Origin of the sequence: Flavobacterium sp. LAR06, assembly GCF_041946075.1 — a bacterium.
GTDB lineage: Bacteria > Bacteroidota > Bacteroidia > Flavobacteriales > Flavobacteriaceae > Flavobacterium.
On record NZ_JAUTYT010000011.1, the window covers coordinates 112,123 to 133,117 of the forward strand.

At 34.4% G+C, this 20,995-nt stretch carries 23 protein-coding genes and 1 tRNA gene; 16 read left to right on the forward strand and 8 right to left on the reverse strand.

What is annotated here, in order from left to right; all coding sequences use genetic code 11:
- The first annotated feature begins 1 nt into the window (after position 1).
- Together Q7C23_RS16460 and Q7C23_RS16465 are read left to right on the forward strand one after the other, a co-directional pair.
- Positions 2–2,239, forward strand: a complete 2,238-nt coding sequence (locus Q7C23_RS16460) for a multicopper oxidase family protein (RefSeq protein WP_375033551.1) — start codon at positions 2–4, stop codon at positions 2,237–2,239.
- Between the two features lie 133 nt (positions 2,240–2,372).
- Entirely contained in the window at positions 2,373–2,534 is a 162-nt protein-coding gene (locus tag Q7C23_RS16465; RefSeq protein WP_375033552.1) for a hypothetical protein, read from the forward strand.
- A gap of 69 nt (positions 2,535–2,603) precedes the next feature.
- Here Q7C23_RS16465 and Q7C23_RS16470 read toward each other — a convergent pair whose 3' ends face one another.
- Positions 2,604–3,056, reverse strand: coding sequence for a DUF4442 domain-containing protein (locus tag Q7C23_RS16470; RefSeq protein WP_375033553.1), 453 nt, complete (start codon positions 3,054–3,056; stop codon positions 2,604–2,606).
- Between the two features lie 255 nt (positions 3,057–3,311).
- Here Q7C23_RS16470 and Q7C23_RS16475 point away from each other — a divergent pair, with 255 nt between their 5' ends.
- The 5 genes from Q7C23_RS16475 (at position 3,312) to Q7C23_RS16495 (ending at position 7,625) form a co-directional block, all read left to right on the forward strand.
- Positions 3,312–3,767, forward strand: coding sequence for a DUF4870 domain-containing protein (locus Q7C23_RS16475; protein ID WP_375033554.1), 456 nt, complete (start codon positions 3,312–3,314; stop codon positions 3,765–3,767).
- Positions 3,768–3,897: 130 nt separating this feature from the next.
- On the forward strand, positions 3,898–4,230 hold the full coding sequence (locus Q7C23_RS16480) for a PadR family transcriptional regulator (RefSeq protein ID WP_017498072.1): 333 nt from the start codon (positions 3,898–3,900) through the stop codon (positions 4,228–4,230).
- Between the two features lie 2 nt (positions 4,231–4,232).
- Complete coding sequence (locus Q7C23_RS16485; protein ID WP_375033555.1) at positions 4,233–5,963, forward strand: PspC domain-containing protein; 1,731 nt, start codon at positions 4,233–4,235, stop codon at positions 5,961–5,963.
- Positions 5,964–5,967: 4 nt separating this feature from the next.
- Positions 5,968–6,705 carry a head GIN domain-containing protein gene (locus Q7C23_RS16490; RefSeq protein WP_072974548.1) on the forward strand — a complete coding sequence of 246 codons (738 nt, stop codon included), beginning with the start codon at positions 5,968–5,970 and terminating at the stop codon, positions 6,703–6,705.
- An 86-nt stretch (positions 6,706–6,791) separates the two neighbouring features.
- Positions 6,792–7,625, forward strand: coding sequence for a GIN domain-containing protein (locus tag Q7C23_RS16495; protein WP_375033556.1), 834 nt, complete (start codon positions 6,792–6,794; stop codon positions 7,623–7,625).
- Between the two features lie 137 nt (positions 7,626–7,762).
- On the opposite strand, the gene trxB is transcribed toward Q7C23_RS16495, so the two are convergent.
- Entirely contained in the window at positions 7,763–8,710 is a 948-nt protein-coding gene (trxB, locus tag Q7C23_RS16500) for a thioredoxin-disulfide reductase (RefSeq protein WP_375033557.1), read from the reverse strand.
- A 176-nt stretch (positions 8,711–8,886) separates the two neighbouring features.
- Here trxB and Q7C23_RS16505 point away from each other — a divergent pair.
- A tRNA-Pro gene (locus Q7C23_RS16505) sits at positions 8,887–8,961 on the forward strand.
- Positions 8,962–9,386: 425 nt separating this feature from the next.
- Complete coding sequence (locus tag Q7C23_RS16510) at positions 9,387–9,776, forward strand: septal ring lytic transglycosylase RlpA family protein (RefSeq protein ID WP_375033558.1); 390 nt, start codon at positions 9,387–9,389, stop codon at positions 9,774–9,776.
- A 201-nt stretch (positions 9,777–9,977) separates the two neighbouring features.
- Here the strand turns inward: Q7C23_RS16510 and Q7C23_RS16515 are convergent, their stop codons facing one another.
- From Q7C23_RS16515 to Q7C23_RS16530, 4 genes are read right to left on the reverse strand one after another with little or no spacing between them, the layout of a single operon-like run.
- A complete protein-coding gene (locus tag Q7C23_RS16515) occupies positions 9,978–10,685 on the reverse strand; it encodes a hypothetical protein (protein WP_375033559.1) in 708 nt (235 codons plus the stop codon).
- Positions 10,660–10,755: a hypothetical protein gene (locus Q7C23_RS16520; RefSeq protein WP_375033560.1), complete on the reverse strand. Its 96-nt coding sequence runs from the start codon at positions 10,753–10,755 to the stop codon at positions 10,660–10,662. The genes Q7C23_RS16515 and Q7C23_RS16520 overlap by 26 nt, the downstream gene beginning before the upstream one ends.
- On the reverse strand, positions 10,752–10,874 hold the full coding sequence (locus tag Q7C23_RS16525; RefSeq protein ID WP_375033561.1) for a hypothetical protein: 123 nt from the start codon (positions 10,872–10,874) through the stop codon (positions 10,752–10,754). The genes Q7C23_RS16520 and Q7C23_RS16525 overlap by 4 nt, the downstream gene beginning before the upstream one ends.
- Entirely contained in the window at positions 10,862–11,179 is a 318-nt protein-coding gene (locus tag Q7C23_RS16530; RefSeq protein WP_375033562.1) for an alcohol dehydrogenase catalytic domain-containing protein, read from the reverse strand. The genes Q7C23_RS16525 and Q7C23_RS16530 overlap by 13 nt, the downstream gene beginning before the upstream one ends.
- A 389-nt stretch (positions 11,180–11,568) precedes the next feature.
- On the opposite strand from Q7C23_RS16530, the gene Q7C23_RS16535 reads away from it, so the two are divergent.
- The 6 genes from Q7C23_RS16535 to Q7C23_RS16560 all read left to right on the forward strand — a co-directional run bounded on the left by Q7C23_RS16535 (position 11,569) and on the right by Q7C23_RS16560 (position 16,890).
- Positions 11,569–12,336: a ParA family protein gene (locus tag Q7C23_RS16535; protein WP_026982801.1), complete on the forward strand. Its 768-nt coding sequence runs from the start codon at positions 11,569–11,571 to the stop codon at positions 12,334–12,336.
- A gap of 5 nt (positions 12,337–12,341) precedes the next feature.
- Positions 12,342–13,250, forward strand: coding sequence for a ParB/RepB/Spo0J family partition protein (locus Q7C23_RS16540; protein WP_026982802.1), 909 nt, complete (start codon positions 12,342–12,344; stop codon positions 13,248–13,250).
- Entirely contained in the window at positions 13,250–13,819 is a 570-nt protein-coding gene (locus Q7C23_RS16545; RefSeq protein ID WP_375033563.1) for a DUF5683 domain-containing protein, read from the forward strand. The genes Q7C23_RS16540 and Q7C23_RS16545 overlap by 1 nt, the downstream gene beginning before the upstream one ends.
- A gap of 41 nt (positions 13,820–13,860) precedes the next feature.
- Positions 13,861–14,562 carry a 4-hydroxy-tetrahydrodipicolinate reductase gene (gene dapB, locus Q7C23_RS16550; RefSeq protein ID WP_375033564.1) on the forward strand — a complete coding sequence of 234 codons (702 nt, stop codon included), beginning with the start codon at positions 13,861–13,863 and terminating at the stop codon, positions 14,560–14,562.
- Between the two features lie 66 nt (positions 14,563–14,628).
- The gene (gene lepB, locus Q7C23_RS16555; RefSeq protein ID WP_375033565.1) at positions 14,629–16,185 is read left to right on the forward strand and encodes a signal peptidase I; all 1,557 of its coding nucleotides are present in this window, start codon (positions 14,629–14,631) and stop codon (positions 16,183–16,185) included.
- Positions 16,186–16,275: 90 nt separating this feature from the next.
- Entirely contained in the window at positions 16,276–16,890 is a 615-nt protein-coding gene (locus Q7C23_RS16560; RefSeq protein WP_375033566.1) for a WbqC family protein, read from the forward strand.
- Positions 16,891–16,962: 72 nt separating this feature from the next.
- Here Q7C23_RS16560 and Q7C23_RS16565 read toward each other — a convergent pair whose 3' ends face one another.
- Positions 16,963–18,171: a glycoside hydrolase family 27 protein gene (locus Q7C23_RS16565; RefSeq protein WP_375033567.1), complete on the reverse strand. Its 1,209-nt coding sequence runs from the start codon at positions 18,169–18,171 to the stop codon at positions 16,963–16,965.
- Positions 18,172–18,199: 28 nt separating this feature from the next.
- A complete protein-coding gene (locus Q7C23_RS16570; protein ID WP_375033568.1) occupies positions 18,200–19,489 on the reverse strand; it encodes a S28 family serine protease in 1,290 nt (429 codons plus the stop codon).
- Positions 19,490–19,734: 245 nt separating this feature from the next.
- Between Q7C23_RS16570 and Q7C23_RS16575 the strand changes: the two genes are divergently transcribed.
- Positions 19,735–20,955, forward strand: coding sequence for a M24 family metallopeptidase (locus Q7C23_RS16575; protein ID WP_375033569.1), 1,221 nt, complete (start codon positions 19,735–19,737; stop codon positions 20,953–20,955).
- The last annotated feature ends 40 nt before the right edge of the window (positions 20,956–20,995 follow it).

The window sequence follows — 20,995 nt, forward strand, 5'->3', positions numbered from 1 at the left end:
CATGAAATTACATACTATAATACTTTTCTTCCTGATTGCTTTTAGTACAAAGGCTCAAAAAATCGTTCGTTACGATTTATACGTTCGCGACACTATTGTCAATTTCTCCGGAAAAGAAAAACGGGCTCTAACTGTTAATGGGCAAATTCCGATGCCGACTTTGACATTTACAGAAGGCGATGTTGCCGAAATTTATGTTCACAACGAACTGGATAAAGAAGATACCGCATTACATTGGCACGGATTATTTCTTCCTAATAAAGAAGATGGAGTTCCCTATTTAACGCAAATGCCAATTAAACCCGGAACTATCCATAAATATAGTTTCCCTATTATTCAGAATGGGACGTATTGGTATCATAGCCATTCCGGATTGCAGGAGCAAATAGGTTTGTACGGCCTTTTTATCATCAACAAAAAGAAAGACGATACTACTTTTAGAAAAGGAATTGATGATTTGCCAACAGTTCCCGTCATCTTAAGCGAATGGACCGATCTAAAACCGGAAAATGTTCAGCGAATGCTGCACAATGCCAACGATTGGTTTGCCATAAAAAAAGGAACAACACAAAGTTATGCCGAAGCCATTAAACACGGACAGTTCTCAACAAAAGTGACCAACGAATGGAAACGCATGAATGCTATGGATGTTAGTGATGTTTATTATGAGAAGTTTTTAATTAACGGCAAAAATGAAGATCAGCTTTCGCAGTTCAAAGCTGGCGATAAAGTCCGATTGCGAATTGCAAACGGTGGAGCTTCCAGTTATTTTTGGCTGACTTATGGAGGGGGAAAGATAACAGTTGTGGCCAGTGACGGAAACGATGTTGAGCCTGTAGAAGTCGACCGATTGATTATTGCGGTTTCTGAAACCTATGATGTTGTTGTTACAATTCCTAAAGATAAAAAATCCTTTGCCTTTTTGGCTACAGCCGAAGACAGAACCGGATCAGCTTCTTTGTTTCTAGGAGACGGAGCTAAACAGCCTGTTGCTCATCTTCCCAAATTAAAATATTTTGAAGGGATGAAAATGATGAACGACATGATGAAGATGAATGGAGAAATGAATGATATGGGTATGAATATGTCTTTGAATAAAATGGATATGAATGCTGTTATGTATCCGGAGATTTCAGGGGAGGATGAACCATCTAAAACAGAAGATCATTCTCAGCATAATATGGAAGGCATGAATATGTCAAACGATACAACAGAAGTTGCCGAGATTACGACTCTTAATTACGGAATGCTAAAATCTCCAACAATAACAACACTTCCAAAAGATGCTCCAGTAAAAGAATTGCGATTTGAATTGTCTGGAAATATGAATCGATATGTTTGGAGTATGGACAATAAGGTAATTTCTGAAACCGATAAAATCTTAATTAAAAAAGGTGAAAACGTTCGGATTGTACTATATAATGGTTCAATGATGCGCCACCCAATGCATTTGCACGGGCACGATTTCAGAATTTTGAATGAACATGGCGAATATTCTCCACTTAAAAACGTGATCGATATTATGCCGATGGAAACCGATACCATCGAATTTCAGGCAAATGCAGATGGAGATTGGTTTTTTCATTGTCATATTTTGTATCATATGATGGCGGGAATGGGAAGAATTTTTAGTTATGAAAATTCAGCACCAAATCCGTTAATTCACCATCCGGAAATGGCGTACAAAATGCTAAAAATGGACGATCGTATGTTTCACTTTATGGCTGAAAATGATTTTGCTACAAACGGAAATGACGGAGAAGCCATGTACAGCAACACACGCTGGAGCATTGGAACCGAATGGCGTTTGGGTTATAATGATAAACACGGTTATGAAGCCGAAACCCATATTGGCCGATACATTGGAAAAATGCAATGGCTAATGCCTTTTATAGGTTTCGACTGGCGCTATCGAAAAATGGGAATGGATAAACAGGAACAAAACCTTTTCGGGCAAACCAATACCAAAGACAATCGTGCTGTTTTTAGCGCAGGACTTGAATATACTTTGCCAATGTTGGTAAAAGCTCAAGTTGAAGTTTATACGGATGGAAATGTGAGAGTTCAGTTTGAACGAAAAGATATTCCGCTCGCAAGACGTTTGCGAATGAACCTAATGTGGAATACCGATAAGGAATATATGGCCGGTTTAAAATATGTAGCGGGAAGAAACTTCGGAATCACAACGCATTATGATAGTGATATGGGAATTGGTTTTGGAGTAAACCTAAACTATTAGCGCTCTGTCTTCTATTTGCATTTCAATGACATATTATTATAAAAACATTAACAAATTGTAAGAATCAACTCTAAGAAATGTTGCTATATTTGATGTGCCAAAAGCAATTTTCTAACACAATAATTTATATCAAATGACAAAAGTAATTACCTTCTTAACCGCTGCTGCATTTTCAATTGGGGTGGCTGCACAAGAAACAAAACCGGTTCAAAAAGAAAAAGCGAAAAAAGAATCTTGTTGCAAAAAAACTTCAACAGATAAAAAGGACAAAAAATCTTGTTGCGTTAAAAAATAAATGAAATTCTATTTCAATAAAAAAGACCTCAATTGCTTGAGGTCTTTTTTTATATTCTATTAAAGCTAATTATTTCAAACGTACACTCCATTCAAAATCCATTTCAGAAACCTGAACTCCTTCTTCATTTGTTCCAATCGATTTCATCCAGAAGGTTTGTCCTTCTCCAGTTTCTATAGTTCTTTTAATGGCATCGGTAATTAAATGACCGTCATTACAAACGAAAGTTATTCTTCCAGTCGCCTTCTTAGTAAAGTTTCCTTTATTGTTTGCTACCAACATAGAGATTTTTCTTCCGCTTTCCTGGATTAGAGAAATGACCAAAGCCCCGGTTGTCAATTCGGCCGCCATAGCCTGAACCGCAAAATACATAGAGTTAAAAGGATTTTGATTAATCCACCTGTGTTTAACACTTACTACGCATCTGTCTTTATCAATTGCTTTGACACGCACACCACAAAAGTATGCAGATGGTAATTTGAATAATACAAATTTATTGAGTTTGGAAACTGAAACTGCCATGAGATTTATTTTTTTATGTAAAAATACAAAAAAACTATGCGCGCACAATAAATTGAGATTACTTTCCTAAAATAGCAACAAAATCAATACTTCCGAATGATTTTCAATGCTTTAAAAGTGCATTTAAAATTTCAACTTTGTTAAAATTTTGTTAATATTTGGTACTATGCAAAACAAGATACTGTCTTTTAGCCATATATTTGTATAAGAAATTACTATATACTTTTAATCATGGAAACATCAACACCACTAATCATGGAAAAGACATCAGAAAAGAACACTGCAACGTTCACACACTTAAGTACTTTAACACAGTATTTCATTCCGTTTGGAAATTATATTTTTCCAATTTTGATCTGGACGAGTTACAAAGACAAATCAGAATTTGTAAATCACCACGGAAAACAAACCTTAAACTTTCAATTGAGTTTATTGCTTTACACTTTGGTTCTGGCTCTAATTGCCATTCCGGTTTTTGTAACTGTTTTTCTTCAAAATATCCCAATGGAAGCTTTTTTTAACGACGATAATTTTGTAATCAGAAATTTTGATTTTCAAGGCAATATTGGGTTACTTACTATAGGTGGAACAGCGGTTGTACTTTTTGGCTTATTAAAAGTTGTTGAATTCTTTTTAGTGATTTATGCTTCAATAAAAACCTCAAACGGAGAATATTACAAATATCCGTTAACGATTCCTTTTATAAAGTAATCCTAAAAAAGGTTAAAAGTTATAAGTTATTACGAAATAATTCTAACAGAATAAATTCGAAATCAATCATCAATCAATCATCATCAATCAAAAAACGAATTGTTCAATCTAAAAAAAACAAAATGAAATTATGAACATTGAAAACACAAAAGCACAGATGCGCAAAGGTGTTCTTGAGTTTTGCATCTTATCTGTATTGAAAGAAAAAGACGCATACACATCAGAAATATTAGACACTTTAAAAAACGCAAAATTACTAGTTGTTGAGGGAACAGTTTATCCACTTTTAACTAGGCTGAAAAACGACGGTTTGCTAAATTATCGCTGGGAAGAATCGACCTCAGGGCCGCCACGAAAATATTATGGATTAACCGAAATAGGACAAACTTTTTTAAACGAACTTAGCGGCACCTGGACAGAATTATCTGACGCCGTAAAACTAATCACCAATCAAAATCAATAGTCATGAACAAAACAGTAAATATTAACTTAGGAGGTATGTTTTTTCACATCGATGAAGATGCATACTTAAAATTAACCCGCTATTTTGACGCAATAAAACGATCACTTAACAGCTCATCTGGACAAGACGAAATTATTAAAGATATCGAAATGCGTGTTTCTGAATTATTAACAGAAAAACAAAAAAGCGAGAAACATGTTGTTGGACTGAAAGACGTTGACGAAGTGATTGCCGTTATGGGACAACCTGAAGATTACATCATTGAAGATGAAGAAAAATCAAATCAGTCTTTTAACGATTACGGAACAAGAAAGCATAAAAAATTATACCGTGACAAAGAGAAAGGTATGATTGGCGGTGTTGCAACAGGTTTAGGACATTATTTTGGAATTGACGCTGTTTGGATCAAAATCATATTCTTAGTATTTGTTTTTGCAGGTTTTGGAACTGGAATTTTAGCTTATTTCGTTCTTTGGATCGTAACTCCTGAAGCAGTTACAACTTCTGAGAAATTAGAAATGACAGGTGAACCAGTAACTATTTCAAACATCGAAAAAAAAGTTCGCGAAGAAATAGAATCATTATCTGATAAATTTAAAAGTGCAGATTATGACAAAATGGGAAACCAGGTAAAGTCGGGAGCTGAGAGAATAAGTAGTTCATTTGGAGACTTTGTCATTACGGTTTTTAAAATCTTCGCAAAATTTTTAGGCGTAGTTTTAATCATGTCAGGAATATCAGTTTTGATCATGTTATTGATTGGAGTGTTTACCTTAGGAACTAACATTTTTATTGATTTTCCTTGGCAAAACTTCGTTGAAGCAGGAAACTTTACAGAATATCCTATTTGGTCATTTGGTTTATTAATGTTCTTTGCGGTTGGAATTCCGTTCTTCTTTTTGACACTTTTAGGTTTCAAATTGTTATCGCCAAACTTAAAGTCTATTGGTAATATTACAAAATACACTTTATTGGCAATTTGGATTATCGCTGTTGCAATTGCTATCAGCATTGGAATCAAACAAGCAACTGAAATTTCTTATGACGGAAAAACGGTAGAGAAAAAAGCGCTTAACATCAATGCAAAAGATACTCTTTATGTAAAATTCAGATACAATGATTATTTTGCTAAGGACCTTAACAATTATCACAGAGAGTTTGAGTTTGTACAGGATTCTGTAAACAATCAGCTAATCTATTCAAATGATGTTCGCTTACATGTTTTGCACACTGACGAAGCAAATCCTTACTTACAGATAGAAAAAAGTGCAAGAGGAAATTCTTTTTCAAATGCTAAAAAAAGAGCTGAAAAAATTGATTATAAAATTCAGATCAACGGAAATCATTTAGTTTTGGATAATTATTTTCTGACAGATGTAAAAAATAAATTTAGAGGTCAGGAAGTTGATGTATATTTGTACTTGCCGGAAGGCCAATTGTTTAAACCAGATGCTTCTATACAAGATTATGATGACTCTGAAGATGATTTTTTCAACTTACACTTTAGCGGAAACTACAATTATAAAGTAGAAGGTTCTAAAATTAAATGTTTGAATTGTCCTGCAGACGAAGATGATCAGGAAGATGTAGATTATGACGAAGACAACACTATTGACAATGATACTGTAAAAGAAGTTTCAATTAAAATTAATGGAAAAGAAGTTCTAAACGGAAAAAAAACTAACGGAAAGTTAACCACTGATAAAAACGGAGTTATAATCAAAATAAACTAAAGCCATGATAAAAATAATCATTCATATTACGAAATTCATTATTGCCACTGTTACTGCATTATTGTTCGCTTCATGTAATTTTACCAACATGAAATCTATAGAAGGAAGTGGAAATGTTACGACTGAAAAACGAATTGTTCAGGGAGATTTTAAAAATGTATCAGTAAGCAATGCTATTGATGTTGTAATCGAACAATCAGATAAAACAGAAATTATTGTTGAAGCTGATGACAATTTGCAGAAAGAAATTAAAACGACTGTTGAAAATGGAACTCTGGTAATTAGCTGTGAATTTACTTCTTTCCACAATGTTACTAAGAAAAAAGTAATAGTAAAAATGCCTGTTATAGATGCATTAGAAGCTTCAAGCGCTTCTACTATAACGAGTACAAATGTTATTCATTCTACTAATATAAAATTAGATGCTTCAAGTGCTGCGACAATGAATGTTAATATAGAATCTGATGAAATCTCTTTGGATACAGACAGTGCGGGTTCTATTACAATTGAAGGAAAAGCATTAAAAGTAAAATCTTCAGCATCGAGCGCTGCAAATATAGAGGCTGAAAAATTATTAGCCAATGAGATTGAAGCGGATGCCGATAGCGGAGCAAGCATAAACATTAGCCCAATAGTGAGTTTGAAAGCCAATGCCAATAGTGGAGGAAGCATTAATTACAAAGGATCTCCTAAATCAATTGAAAAAACTTCTAATTCAGGCGGAAGTATCAATCAGGGATAAACCTTATTTTACTGTTAAATATAAAAGAAATCATTCATCAAAAGTGGATGATTTTTTTATATTTGTCAAAATCAAATCTAGAATTAATGAAAAAAAGTACAGCCCTACTCCTATTATTATTAGTCACTACATTAACTTTTGCCCAAAAAAGAGAAAAAATAAAAGGAACTAAAATCGTAACTACTTCTATAAAAGAAACAGGAAATTTTGATGCCCTTGAAGTCGATGATAATATTGAAGTTTATCTGGAACGCGGGGAAAAAAACGAAATTAAAATTGAAGCCGATGATAATTTACATGATATTATCGGAATGGATTTAAGAGAGAAAACACTTCGTTTGTATACTTCAAAAGAAAGTACCATTTTCAAAAAACTTACAGTACATGTAACTTATACGAATACTTTTAATAAAGTTATTACAAAAAACGAAGCCGTTGTTTATGCAATTCAGGAACTTCAATTGGATGATATTACTTTTAATAGTTTCGATTTTTCAAAACTATTTCTGAATGTAAATGCTAAAAAATTCAGTTTAATTGCTGATGACAAGTCGAGATCAGAAATAAACTTAAAAGCAGATGAAGCTTCTCTTCAACTGAGTAAAACTTCTGCCATAAAATCATTAGTGACAGCAACTAAATTCAAATGTGATTTATATCAAAAAGCCACTGCTACCCTTGAAGGAATCGCTGAAAAAGCAACGATACGTTTAGATAACAACTCGACTTTCACCGGAATTAAATTCACTTTGAAAGATGCCGATATTACTGCAGAAGGATCTTCAAAAGGAAGTATTTTAGCTGAAACAACCCTAACATTAGCAGCAGGAAACCAGACAGAAGTTTCGCTTTTTGGAAGCCCTGCTATCACACTAACCCGTTTCTCTGAAGAAGCAAAATTGATTAAAAAGATAAAATAAAAGTTTCAAGTTTCAAGTTGTTGGAACCTAAAAAAATGAAAAGTCCCAATCAATAGATTGGGACTTTTTTTATAAGCTTCAGACTCATGTTTCGAATAACTTGAAACTTGAAACAAAGAAAACCTGAAACTAAAAGTTTACTCTTTAGAAGCTAAATATCTCTCTGCATCAAGAGCGGCCATACAACCTGTTCCTGCAGCAGTAATTGCCTGACGGTAAACATGGTCTGCAGCATCTCCAGCTACAAAAACACCATCAACATTTGTTTTAGATGTTCCCGGAGTATTGATGATATAACCCGTTTCATCAAGTGTAATATAATCTTTAAAGATATCTGTGTTTGGTTTGTGACCAATTGCTACGAAAAATCCTGTTGCTGGAATTTCGATAACTTCACCAGTAGTTTTGTTTAAGGCTTTAATAGCATGAACAACATTACTGTCTCCTAAAACTTCAATCGTATCGTGGTTCATTAAAATTTCGATATTTTCGGTTTTACGAACGCGTTCTTCCATGATTTTTGAAGCTCTGAATTTTTCGCTTCTTACTAACATCGTTACTTTTTTACAAAGTTTAGATAAGTAATGTGCTTCTTCACAAGCAGAATCTCCTGCTCCAACAATTACAACTTCCTGATTGCGGTAGAAAAATCCGTCGCAAACAGCACAGGCAGAAACTCCTCCACCCATATTTAAATAGTGTTGTTCTGAAGGCAATCCTAAATATTTAGCAGTAGCACCTGTTGAAATAATAACCGTTTCACAATGTAATTCTATAGTATCGTTAATCCAAACTTTATGAATATCTCCTGAAAAATCAACTTTAGTAGCCCAACCATCGCGAATATCAGCACCAAAACGTTTTGCTTGTTCCTGCAACTGAATCATCATTTCTGGTCCCGTTACTCCATCAACATAACCCGGAAAGTTCTCTACTTCATTTGTTGTAGTCAATTGACCACCTGGCTGCATTCCCTGATATAATATTGGATTCATATTTGCTCTGGCAGCGTAAATTGCAGCAGTATAACCCGCTGGACCAGAACCTATAATAAGGCATTTAATTTTTTCTATTGTATCTGACATAATATGTGTAGTTTTTTGTGATGCAAATGTAAACTTTATTATAAAAAGTTACCACCAAATTAAATCCTAAATAACTATCTCAAAATAAGTTTTATTTATTTTGAGATTTTCCTTTTGTAAACAGAATTTATTACTATATTTGCATCCGCTTACGGGCAGTACAACAAATACATCTTCGGGGTGTAGCGTAGCCCGGTTATCGCGCCTGCTTTGGGAGCAGGAGGCCGCAGGTTCGAATCCTGCCACCCCGACAAAAGTCTTTTCATCTTTTTGAAAAGACTTTTTTTTGCTTTAAACTTTTTTGAAATTAATATATAGGATCAATACGAAAAGCTGTGGATAAAAAAAATACCACCGAGAACACAGAGTTTTTTAAGTATTCTAAGTTTAGTAAAAACACAAAGTTCACAAAGCTTTGCGGGCTTAGATTGTGTAAACATAACTTAAATCTTATTGCACTCTGCGAATCCCGATAGCTATCGGGATTGTGTTCTCTGCGTTAAAAAATAATAAAGAGTATAAAATTTTCAATACTTCCCCACCCCATCTAACTGTGATTAAAGATCATAGCCTCTTCATTGAAATCGGAAAATAAATTCATATGATAAATATTAGCCAATCTATTTGGTTGTTTTTTCAAATAAGCTTTTTTTTGTAACCCCTAGAAAATCTATAGATGAAAAAAATAACACTCTACATTATTTTAATTATTTCCACATTCGCCTTTGCGCAGAAGAATTCAGAAAAAAATAATGATAAATACATCTTATATAAAACTCACGCACACGCTTCTTATTACAACAATAAATTTAACGGAAAAAGAACAGCGAGTGGCAGAAAATTCAACAACAACAAATTAACTGCCGCTCATAAAAAATTTCCCTTTGGGACAAAACTAAGAATTACAAACGAACGAAATAATAAATCTGTTATTGTAGAGGTTATTGACAGAGGTCCTTTTAGCAAAAAAAGAGAAATTGATCTTACCAAAAAAGCTTTTATGAAAATCGCCTCAAACAAAGGAAGTGGCTCAATGAAAGTGAAAATTGAAATTTTGGAAAATTAAAAAACTTATTTAACCCGAAATTGAATTTTTAATTAAACTATTCTTTATTCTTTTTTGCTTTAATCTAAATTGCACAGAAACAGAACAGTCATAACTTCCCGATTGAGATTGGAAAGAAAGCAGGTTAGAATCTGCCAGCCTAACAAAAAGCCAAACATTTCTGTTCGGCTTTTTGTTTAAAGAATAAACTATTTTATCGATTTAACCATTGTAAAATAAGTCACTTTCCATTTTGGAGAGTTCGCCATATTCCAATCTTAAAGCTTCTAAAATATTATACGCATAATACTTGGTCATTACATCTGAACCTGCCAAACGTTGTGACCAATTTTGCCCGTTGTCAGTTACTTTTGTCAATGTTTTTTTGGTAACATAATTAGTAAGTTCGTTAAAATAATTTTCCCAAAGTACCCAGGCATTGCTTAACCCAATACGTTCTAAAAACGGACCATAATCTACTTCTTGCATAGCATCTCTTGAAAACTGCAAAATATTCTGTGTATAATTTCTGGGGGTAATAGCATCTTCCTGAGTTCCAAATCTGTTTACGTGTCCAGACACCAACGCATCAAACTTGTAATCAAGAATTAAATCGTGAACCTCGATCCAACCTCTAATATTTTCAGAGGCATCACAATGTTTAAAAGCACTCCAACCCGGGCTAATAATATCAATCGCAACTAATACTTTATGCTTTTTTGAATGGATAAAAATATTTCCTTCGCAATGATTCTGACCTTTGTAAATCAAATCCAGCTTTACGCCGTTTACTTCCAATGTTTCGTTGGTTTCAAATGTTAGATTTGGTACCGGCAAACGGCCTTTAAACCAGCGCTCGATTATTTCTCTGGTTTTGACATGGGCTACATAAGTTATTTTATCTTCAAAAAAAATGTGCCGCCCCAACATGATCAGTATGCCAATGGCTGTAAATAAAATGGGGCACAGGCTCATCGGTTACGTCTCTTATGGCGCTCATCGGTTTTTTTCTAAAAGCTGCGGTGCATCAATTACTACAACACCATTTGCGGTCGTAATAAACATACAATCATAAACACCATTAGAAACATAATAGGCACCATCATTCATTTCTTCCAAATAATAACCTTTCTCCAAGCGATTAGGATCGTAAAGATTCCCCAGTTGATTGGGTGGAATAGGTAAATAATCTCCGCATCTCCGATTTGCGCTACAATTCCCGCGCCTTCATGTCCTAATACAATTGGCAAAGGAACGGAGTAATGCTGATTCCGAATGTGTACATCTGTTTGACAAATACCGGTGGCAACCACTTTTACCAAAACTTCGTTTGGTCTTGGCTCAACCTTTAAGTTGAGTTCCTCAATTTTAAAGGGTGCTCCTTTATAATTGATTACTGCTGAGTTTATACTGATAGTTTTCATACTCTAAATAAAAAATATTGAGAGTATAAAGTTACCCGTTAAAAAAAGCAGACCACTTGATGTATGGTAAGTAATCCGTTTATTTGTTTTTTTTTAAAATAGCGACTAACGCTTTCGGAAGCCATTCTTTAATAAGAAGCAATCATTTGTGGCAGAACTCTTAAATTGATTTTGTCGCTTTTTTTCTTTATTAAAAATATTCCGCTCTATTTCCAACTTTAAAAGAAAAACAGATTGAACTAATATTGGTTATCGCTTAAATAAAAAACAAAAAAATCATTGAAACACGCACAAAACAAAGGCTTGCCAAAGTTTAGCAAATGTTAACAAAATAGATTTTCAAAAACCATAAATAATTGTATTTTTACGGTTCAAAATTCAGAAAATAAATGGGCAAAATCATTGCGATTGCTAATCAAAAAGGAGGCGTTGGAAAGACTACTACATCTGTAAATCTTGCGGCCTCATTAGGTGTTTTAGAAAAGAAAGTATTATTGATTGATGCTGATCCTCAAGCAAATGCCACTTCTGGCCTAGGGATTGATGTTGAATCAGTAGAAATTGGTACCTACCAAATACTTGAACATAGCCACACCCCAAAAGAAACCATCGTCAAATGTTCAGCTCCAAATGTTGATGTGATCCCTGCTCATATTGACCTTGTAGCCATCGAAATCGAGCTGGTTGACAAAGAAAACAGAGAATACATGCTTAAAAAAGCATTAGAAAGTGTTAAAGACGAATATGATTTTATTATTATTGACTGCGCACCTTCTTTAGGTTTATTAACCCTGAATGCTTTAACAGCTGCCGATTCAGTAGTTATTCCGATTCAATGTGAATATTTTGCACTTGAAGGATTAGGGAAATTATTGAACACTATTAAAAGTATTCAAAAAATACACAACCCGGATCTTGATATTGAAGGATTACTACTTACAATGTATGATTCAAGATTACGTTTATCTAATCAGGTGGTTGAAGAAGTTCAAAAACATTTTAACGATATGGTTTTTGATACCGTTATTCAGCGAAATGTAAAATTGAGTGAGGCTCCAAGTTTTGGCGAAAGCATCATTAATTATGACGCAACAAGTAAAGGAGCAGTTAATTACATCAATTTGGCTCAGGAAATTATAAAGAAAAACAGTAAATAGTTTTTATGACAAAAGCAATTAAAAAACAAGCCTTAGGAAGAGGATTATCAGCATTATTAAAAGATCCGGAAAACGACATTACATCAGTAGAAGACAAAAATGCTGACAAAGTTGTTGGAAATATTATAGAGCTTGAAATAAGTGCTATCGAAATAAATCCGTTTCAGCCTAGAAGCAATTTTAATGAAGAATCTTTACGCGAATTAGCCACTTCTATCAAGGAACTTGGCGTGATTCAACCTATTACTGTTCGAAAATTAGAATTCAATAAATACCAGTTAATCTCTGGAGAGCGTCGTTTACGTGCGTCAACTTTAGTTGGTTTAACACATGTACCGGCTTACATCCGTATTGCGAATGACAATGAGTCATTAGTTATGGCCTTGGTTGAAAACATTCAGCGTCATGACTTAGATCCGATTGAGATTGCACTATCCTACCAACGTTTGATTGATGAAATTCAGTTAACTCAGGAACAAATGAGCGAACGCGTTGGAAAAAAACGTTCTACAATTGCCAATTATTTACGCCTTTTAAAATTAGACCCTATTATCCAAACTGGTATTCGCGATGGTTTTATCAGTATGGGACACGGTAGAGCTATTATCAATATTGAAGATTTAGATGTTCAGACGGATATCTATCAAAAAATAGTAAGTCAAAATTTATCTGTTCGTGAAACAGAAGCTTTGGTAAAAAATTATCACGAAGGTGTAAAACCAAAGCCAGAAGGAGAAACAAAAGCAAAAGCAGAGTCATCCTTCCTTGTTAAAGAAACGCAAAAAAACACTTTCAACGATTATTTTGGTGCGAAAGTTGATATAAAAGTCGCTGGCAATGGAAAAGGAAAAATTACAATTCCTTTTAATTCTCAAGCCGACTTTGACAGAATTATAAAATTAATAAACGGATAGTGAATAAAATTGTCCCCATAAGTCTATTGTTCTTTCTTATAGGAACCGTTTCTCTTTTTGCCCAGGCAAAAAAAGACACGGTTTTGGTTGTTAAAGACACTACTAAGTACCCAGAAATAGACCCGCTTACCCCAGCAAAAGCCGCCTTCTACTCAGCCATTTTACCCGGTTTAGGTCAGGCATACAATAAAAAATACTGGAAAATTCCCTTAGTTTATGGAGCTATTGGTACCAGTTTATATTTTTACATAGACAACAACAAAAAATACCACGAATATCGAGACGAATACAAACGAAGACTCGAAGGTTACGGCCCCGGAACTGGCGGGAAGTACGATTTCCTGGATGACAGCCGACTTATTGCCGGTCAAAAATTCTATCAACGAAACAGAGATTTATCAGCCTTATTTGTCGTTGGTTTTTATGTTTTGAACATTATCGATGCCAATGTTGACGCTGCTTTAATACAGTTTAACGTAAACGAAAGATTATCAGTACGTCCGGAAATCTATCCGGCTGATGTAACTTTTAAACCAAACGTTGGACTAACTTTTAATTACCACTTTTAAATAGTTCTTTTCACTATTTAAAATTCAAAAAAATACATAAAATGAAAATTGCACTTTTAGGATACGGAAAAATGGGTAAAGTAATTGAACGAATTGCTTTAGAAAGAGGTCATGAAATTGTTTTGAAGAAAGATGAAACGAATACTTTTGACGGACTTTCAACTGCCGATGTCGCAATTGACTTCAGCGTTCCTACTGCTGCCGTTGATAATATCTCAAATTGTTTCCATGCCAATGTACCTGTAGTATCAGGAACAACTGGCTGGTTAGAACATTTTGATGAAATGGTTGCGCTTTGCAACGAAAAACAAGGAGGCTTTATTTCGAGTTCTAACTTTAGCTTAGGAGTGAATATTTTCTTCGAACTGAACGAATATTTAGCTAAAATTATGTCACAATTTGATTCGTATAAAGTGACAATGGAAGAAATTCACCACACTCAAAAATTAGATGCTCCAAGCGGAACTGCAATTTCATTAGCCAAAGGTGTTATTGAAAATAGCAATTACACAAAATGGACTTTAGACGAGGCTAAGACAAACGAAATTCATATTGAAGCAAAAAGAATTGGCGATGTTCCGGGAACACATACCGTAACTTACGATTCAATTGTAGATAGCATTGAATTAAAACATACTGCTCATAACCGGGAAGGTTTTGCTTTAGGAGCCGTAATTGCTGCAGAATGGTTAGCTGGCAAAAAGGGAATCTATAACATGAAAGATGTTTTAAACTTAAAATAAATAAATTTAAAGAGTAAGGTTAATTCAACAAATCAACCTTAAACTTGAAACTTTAAACAAAATATTATGACACTATATCTTTGGTTTGTTTTTTTCTTAGCTGTTCAAATCATCCATTTTCTGGGAACCTGGAAATTGTATCAGGCTGCTGGCCGAAAAACCTGGGAAGCTGCTATTCCTTTATACAATTCAATAGTTTTAATGAAAATCATTGGTCGACCAACCTGGTGGACAATATTGTTGTTCATTCCGATTATCAACCTGATTATGTTTCCGGTTATCTGGGTAGAGACTTTAAGAACATTTGGTAAAAAATCAACATTAGATACTTTTCTGGGAATCTTTTCTCTTGGCTTTTACATTTACTATGTAAACTATACTCAAAAATTAGAATACAACGCCAACAGATCGTTAACTCCTGAAAACAAAACTGCTGATACTGTAAGCTCACTTCTTTTTGCTATAATAGTAGCAACACTGGTACATACTTATGTAGTACAGCCTTATACGATTCCAACTTCTTCATTAGAAAAATCTTTACTAGTAGGAGACTTTTTATTTGTAAGTAAACTAAACTACGGACCCAGAATACCGATGACGACTGTTGCATTACCAATGGTACATGACTCGATCCCTTTAACAAAAAAGAAATCGTATCTAAGCTGGCCACAGTTGCCTTATTTCAGACTACCGGCTTTCGAGAAGATAAAACGAACTGATATTGTTGTTTTTAACTGGCCGGTTGATACCGTGCGTTATTTTCACGAACCAACAGGAAGACCGGGTGTTATAAAACCAATTGATAAAAGATCTAACTATGTTAAGAGATGTGTTGGTATTCCTGGAGATAGTTTATCTATAAAGAACGGTTACGTATACATCAACGGGAAAAAATTAGTTTTACCTGAAAGAGCAAAACCACAATATTCTTATTCCATAGCTTTTGACGGAAAAACACCCGTTGATTTAGAATCTTTAATTAAAGAATTACACATAACAGATGGAGGGTATTTCAAAAATGAAGAAAAAAAAGATACTCTTATTTTAGGCGCTCTTACCGACTCAAGTGCAGAACGTTTCAGAAACACTCCTGGAATTACATCTGTTACAAGAATGATAGACACAATAGATGACAATAGAATCTTTCCGCATATCAATAAATGGAGTCAAGATAATTTTGGACCAATTTACATCCCTGAAGCAGGAAAAACAGTTGCGCTGACAAATGAGTCTTTACCTTTCTACAAAGAAATTATCACCAATTACGAGCACAACACCTTGCAAATAGACGGCGCTCATTTTATAATAAACGGAAAACAAACGAATACGTATACCTTCAAGCAAAACTACTATTGGATGATGGGAGACAATCGCCATAATTCTGAAGATAGCCGTTATTGGGGATATGTTCCGGAAGATCATATTGTAGGGAAACCAGTATTTATCTGGTTGAGCTGGGATACTAACGGCAAAGGAATTAACAAAGTTCGTTGGGACAGAGTTTTCACCACAGTTGATGGTGAAGGGCAACCACAATCTTACTTCAAATATTTCTTAATGGTACTTGCTGCTTATTTTGTTGGGGAATATTTCTGGAGAAAAAGAAAAGAAAATAAAGCATAAATAAAATAAAGTTTTTTTGTTTCAAGTTTCAGGTTTCACGTTCTGGTGCGAACCTGAAACCTGAAACTTGAAACCTGAAACTAAAACAAAATGAATTCGTTATTACTTCCTACTTATTTTCCATCGATTAGCCACTTTGCAGTTATGGCTCAATCTGAAAATATTACTTTTGAAATGGAAGATAATTTTCAAAAACAAACGAACCGAAACCGTACCTATATCTATAGTCCAAACGGCATTCAGTTATTGAACATTCCTGTTAAACATTCTAAAACAGCACATCAAAAAACAAAAGATGTTTTGATTGAAAATGAATTTGACTGGCAAAAACAACATTTCAAATCTTTAGAAGCAGGCTACAGAAGTTCGCCTTTTTTTGAATTTTTTGAAGATGATATTCTACCTGTTTTCGAAAAGAAACATACTTTTTTGATGGATTTAAACATGGAAGTTCTGGACATTGTTACCAAATGTTTGAGAATGAAACTGGAATTCGGCAAAACAACAGAATATTTCATGGAGACAGAAAATATCTCTGATTTCAGGTATTTGGCAAATGGTAAAAAAGACCCCAATTCTTTCGAAAAATATCCACAGGTATTTGATGATAAGCATGGTTTTATAAACAACATAAGTGTTTTGGATTTACTTTTTAATGAAGGCAAATTCGCTATGGATTATTTAAAAAACCAAAAGATACTTTAGCCAATCTTACTGAAAGTCTAAAGCATCTTTTTTCAACTTAACTAATTTAACCCGATTCTTTTTTTTAATCAATTAAGATTTACTTAGTCTGTACATTAAAACACCATGTGGTTCTAATGTTGCTTTGAGTTCTTTGTCTGTTGTTCCTGCATTTTTTTTGCTCCAAACATCAAAAAGGGTATACGAAACTGTTTTGTCCAGCGAATATTTATAGATCTCATCCACAATATTTTCTTTACTCCAGTCAAAAGAAATCGCCTTTTGTTCTGTTTTTCTATTGATAAAGCAAATGGCCCATTCTCCATTTTTAAGCGGTTTACACCAAACCTGCAAGCCATCTTTATCCAAATATCTAAACCCCTGAATCCCTAACGAATCCTGATCTACTGCCAGTACATCCTTATTAGTCAATATTTCAAGCGTTTGCTTACTCATTTTTCTGATATCGTTACCGGCCATAAGCGGCGCTGCCATAATACTCCATAGCGAAAAATGAGCTTTGTCTTCATTATAAGTCATACCATTACCCACTTCTAACATATCAGGATCATTCCAATGACCCGGTCCCGAATATTTACGAAGATTAGACTGTAAGTCGGCAATATGCATTACGCTTAGCGAATTCCACGTTCCTTCATCGTGAACTGAATCAAAAATTTGATAAATATCTTCCGTTGTACGCCACATTTGACCAATTCCTTCTCCCCATTCCCATGGTTTATTCACACCCCATTCACATATACTAAAGACGATTGGTTTTCCTGTTTTCTTCAAGGCATTGCTCATGGTTTGATACGCTTCTTTTGCATTGATTCCTGTAGTAAAACACCAGTCATATTTCAAAAAATCAATATCCCATGCAGCATAATTTCTTGCATCCTGATACTCATATCCACGAGTTCCCGGGTATTTTTGACAGGTCATTGTTCCAGCACAATTATACATACCAAATTTCAATCCTTTAGAATGTACATAATCAGCAACAAACTTCATTCCGCGTGGAAATTTTTGCGGATCCGGAACCAGGTTTCCCTGTTTATCTCTTTCCATAGCCATCCATCCATCATCAAGAACCAGATAAATATAACCCGCATCTTTCATTCCGGATGACACTAAAATATCTGCTGTCTCCATTACCATTTTCTCACTAATATCCGTATGAAAAGTATTCCAACTGTTCCAACCCATAGGTGGCGTCAATAATAAATTCTCTTTATTCTGCGCCTGAAGTGTCATACAAAAAACACTTATACCAGCTGCTATCCAATTATTAATTTTCATAAACTTCATTTTTTTATTTTAATTTTAGTTAGTTCTTTTTTTCAGCCAACCATCTGGAAAGTGTTTCCATGATAAGCGCTTTATCCTTTTCAGGAAAATCTTTTACCCTTGTTCTATGACTTCCTGTTGGGAGAGCCATTTTCAGAGCATCCAGTTTTGGATCTGGTGTTGGTGCACAAGAAAACCATGTATCGTAACCACCATAGATGTACAAAATTTTATCTCCTTTGTTTTCTACATACTTGCGAACTTCTTTGATGTATTTAGGATTGTATTTTATCACAAGTCCCTTTGGTGCAAATCGATCATTGGAAGTACTTTTTACTATTTGCAACAGATCTGCAACCGGAGAAAGATCAAAACCGTAATATCCTAATTCATTTAAATGCTGATAATAAGATGGCAGATCATTAAAATAGGTTTTATCATTGTACGTCCTCAGACCAACTATAACATTCAAATAATCAAACAATTCTTTTGGAGAACCTGTCACTGGCGGAACTTCACTACAATGCCCACCCCACTGCCAAAAAGAAAAAGGAAATTCTAAAACAGCATATTCCAGAGCTTCAGTATACGGAACTTCTGTAAAACTCATTTTATTTGCTGTTGCATATTGCTGAAACTCTTGTAAAACTGCTTCTCTATTTTTCAAAACGGTTCTTTGAAATGCCGTAATCTTATCTCTACAATCTTTAGAGCCAATAGTTCTTGTATGGTTTATTGTTCGTGGATCTTCGGTCGAATCGATTAAAGGAGCAACATAAGGCATGGCTACATCTACATCATTTGGATATTTTGATTTATATATCAGCGCTGTTTCGCCTCCTTTGCTTATTCCTGTTGATATCCATTTACCGCTATATAATTGCTTCAATTTCGTTACAATATCATGGTAATCTGCAATAGCCTGATCGTTCGTTAGATATTCCCACGGAAGTGGTTCCGGTCTTGATTTTCCGTAAAAGCGATATTCAACTGCAATTTGATTTGCGTTTACTAGTTTACTCACCTCACTTTTAATATTATTCGTACTATAACCATGTGTTTCAATAACCATTGGTTTACTAAAATCCAGATGAGACAAATACATATAATGTTTAAAAGTTCCGTTTTGAGGATTTTTATGATCTAGAGGTTCGTTTAAAATCAACTGATAGGATTCTGAATAACCTTCTAAGTTTTCTATGGCAGTAATTTCAGCATTGGGAAACAATTCCGTTAGCTTTTGAAGTAAAATTGATGCGGTCTGCGCTGAACCATAATAAGGGCTCAAGACGATGACCGCTAAAAGTAGTAAGCGTTGTATTCTTTTCATTTTTAAGGTTTAATTGAATTTTTAAAAATACAGGCATTACAATTCTCCATCCGATACTATATTATCTGTAAATTATCCTATTTTACCTAGTTTGAGCTAAAATATCACTATGACAAAATATTGACTTAATTTTATTCCAAAACCAAAGAATTCATGATAAATCCTGAAATCTTTAATACATTTAATCCACTGTTAAGATTAACTACTCACTGAAAGAAATATAATAAACTTAAAAAAACAAAAAGATGACAATTGGAGTTGGCGGATCTACCGCAAAAGCAGAACTGGAAAAAATACAAAATATGACACTGAATGTAAAAGCCATTCAGCCAGAAGAATACCAAATTCGTATTCAGAAGGCAGTGTCAATTATGAAAGCAACAGGTGTTAAATCTTTATACCTTAATGCCGGAACTAATTTATATTATTTTACAGGAACCAAATGGAGTGCTTCTGAAAGAATGGTTGGTGCGCTATTATCTGAAGATGGCAGCCTGGAATATATTGTTCCGAAATTTGAAGAGGGAACTTTTAAAAAATTCATGCAAATAGAAGGCAAAATTAATTGCTGGGAAGAACATGAATCTCCGTCTGTTTTATTTGGAAAAATATTGCACAGCAAAAACATCAATGCAGGTAAAATTGCTTTGGATGAATCTGCAGCTTATTTTTTAATTGATGCCATAACCAAAGCCAATTCAAATTATGATTTTGAAAATGCTCAACCGATTACTACCGGATGCCGTATTCAGAAATCAGAGAATGAAATTGCCATAATTCAACAGGCAAAAGAAATCACGATGGCGGTTCAAAGAGCGGCCGCACGTATTTTATATCCGGGAATAAAAGCTGAAACAGTCGTTGACTTTATTAATCAGGCGCATATTAAGGCGGGAATTTCTTCTGGTTCTTATTTTTGCATCGTGCTATTTGCCGATGACTCCCAATATCCACATGGTGTAACTACTCCACAGGATTTAAAGGAAAATGATGTCGTATTAATTGACACAGGCTGTCGCTTAGAAGGATATTTGTCTGATATTACCAGAACTTATGTGTATGGAACACCAACGGAAGCTCATATAAAAATTTGGAATTTAGAGAAAGCCGCTCAAAAAGCAGCTTTTGATGCAGCACAATTAGGAGCAACTTGCGGTTCTGTAGATGACGCAGCCAGAAAAGTAATTGCAGAAGGTGGATTGAGCCCTGATTATGAACTTCCGGGATTACCTCATCGTGTTGGTCATGGAACTGGGTTAGACATTCATGAACATCCTTATTTGGTAAGAGGCAGTGCTACTGTTTTGCAAGAAGGAATGGTGGTAAGTAATGAGCCAATGCTTTGCATTCCTGGACAATTTGGAATTCGTCATGAAGATCATTTTTACATGACAGCAAACGGGCCAAAATGGTTTACTACGCCAATGCACAGCATTGATAATCCGTTTGGGATTGATGTAGCGTAAATTTTGCTTTATTTTTAAGTCAATAAAAAAAGGGAAACGA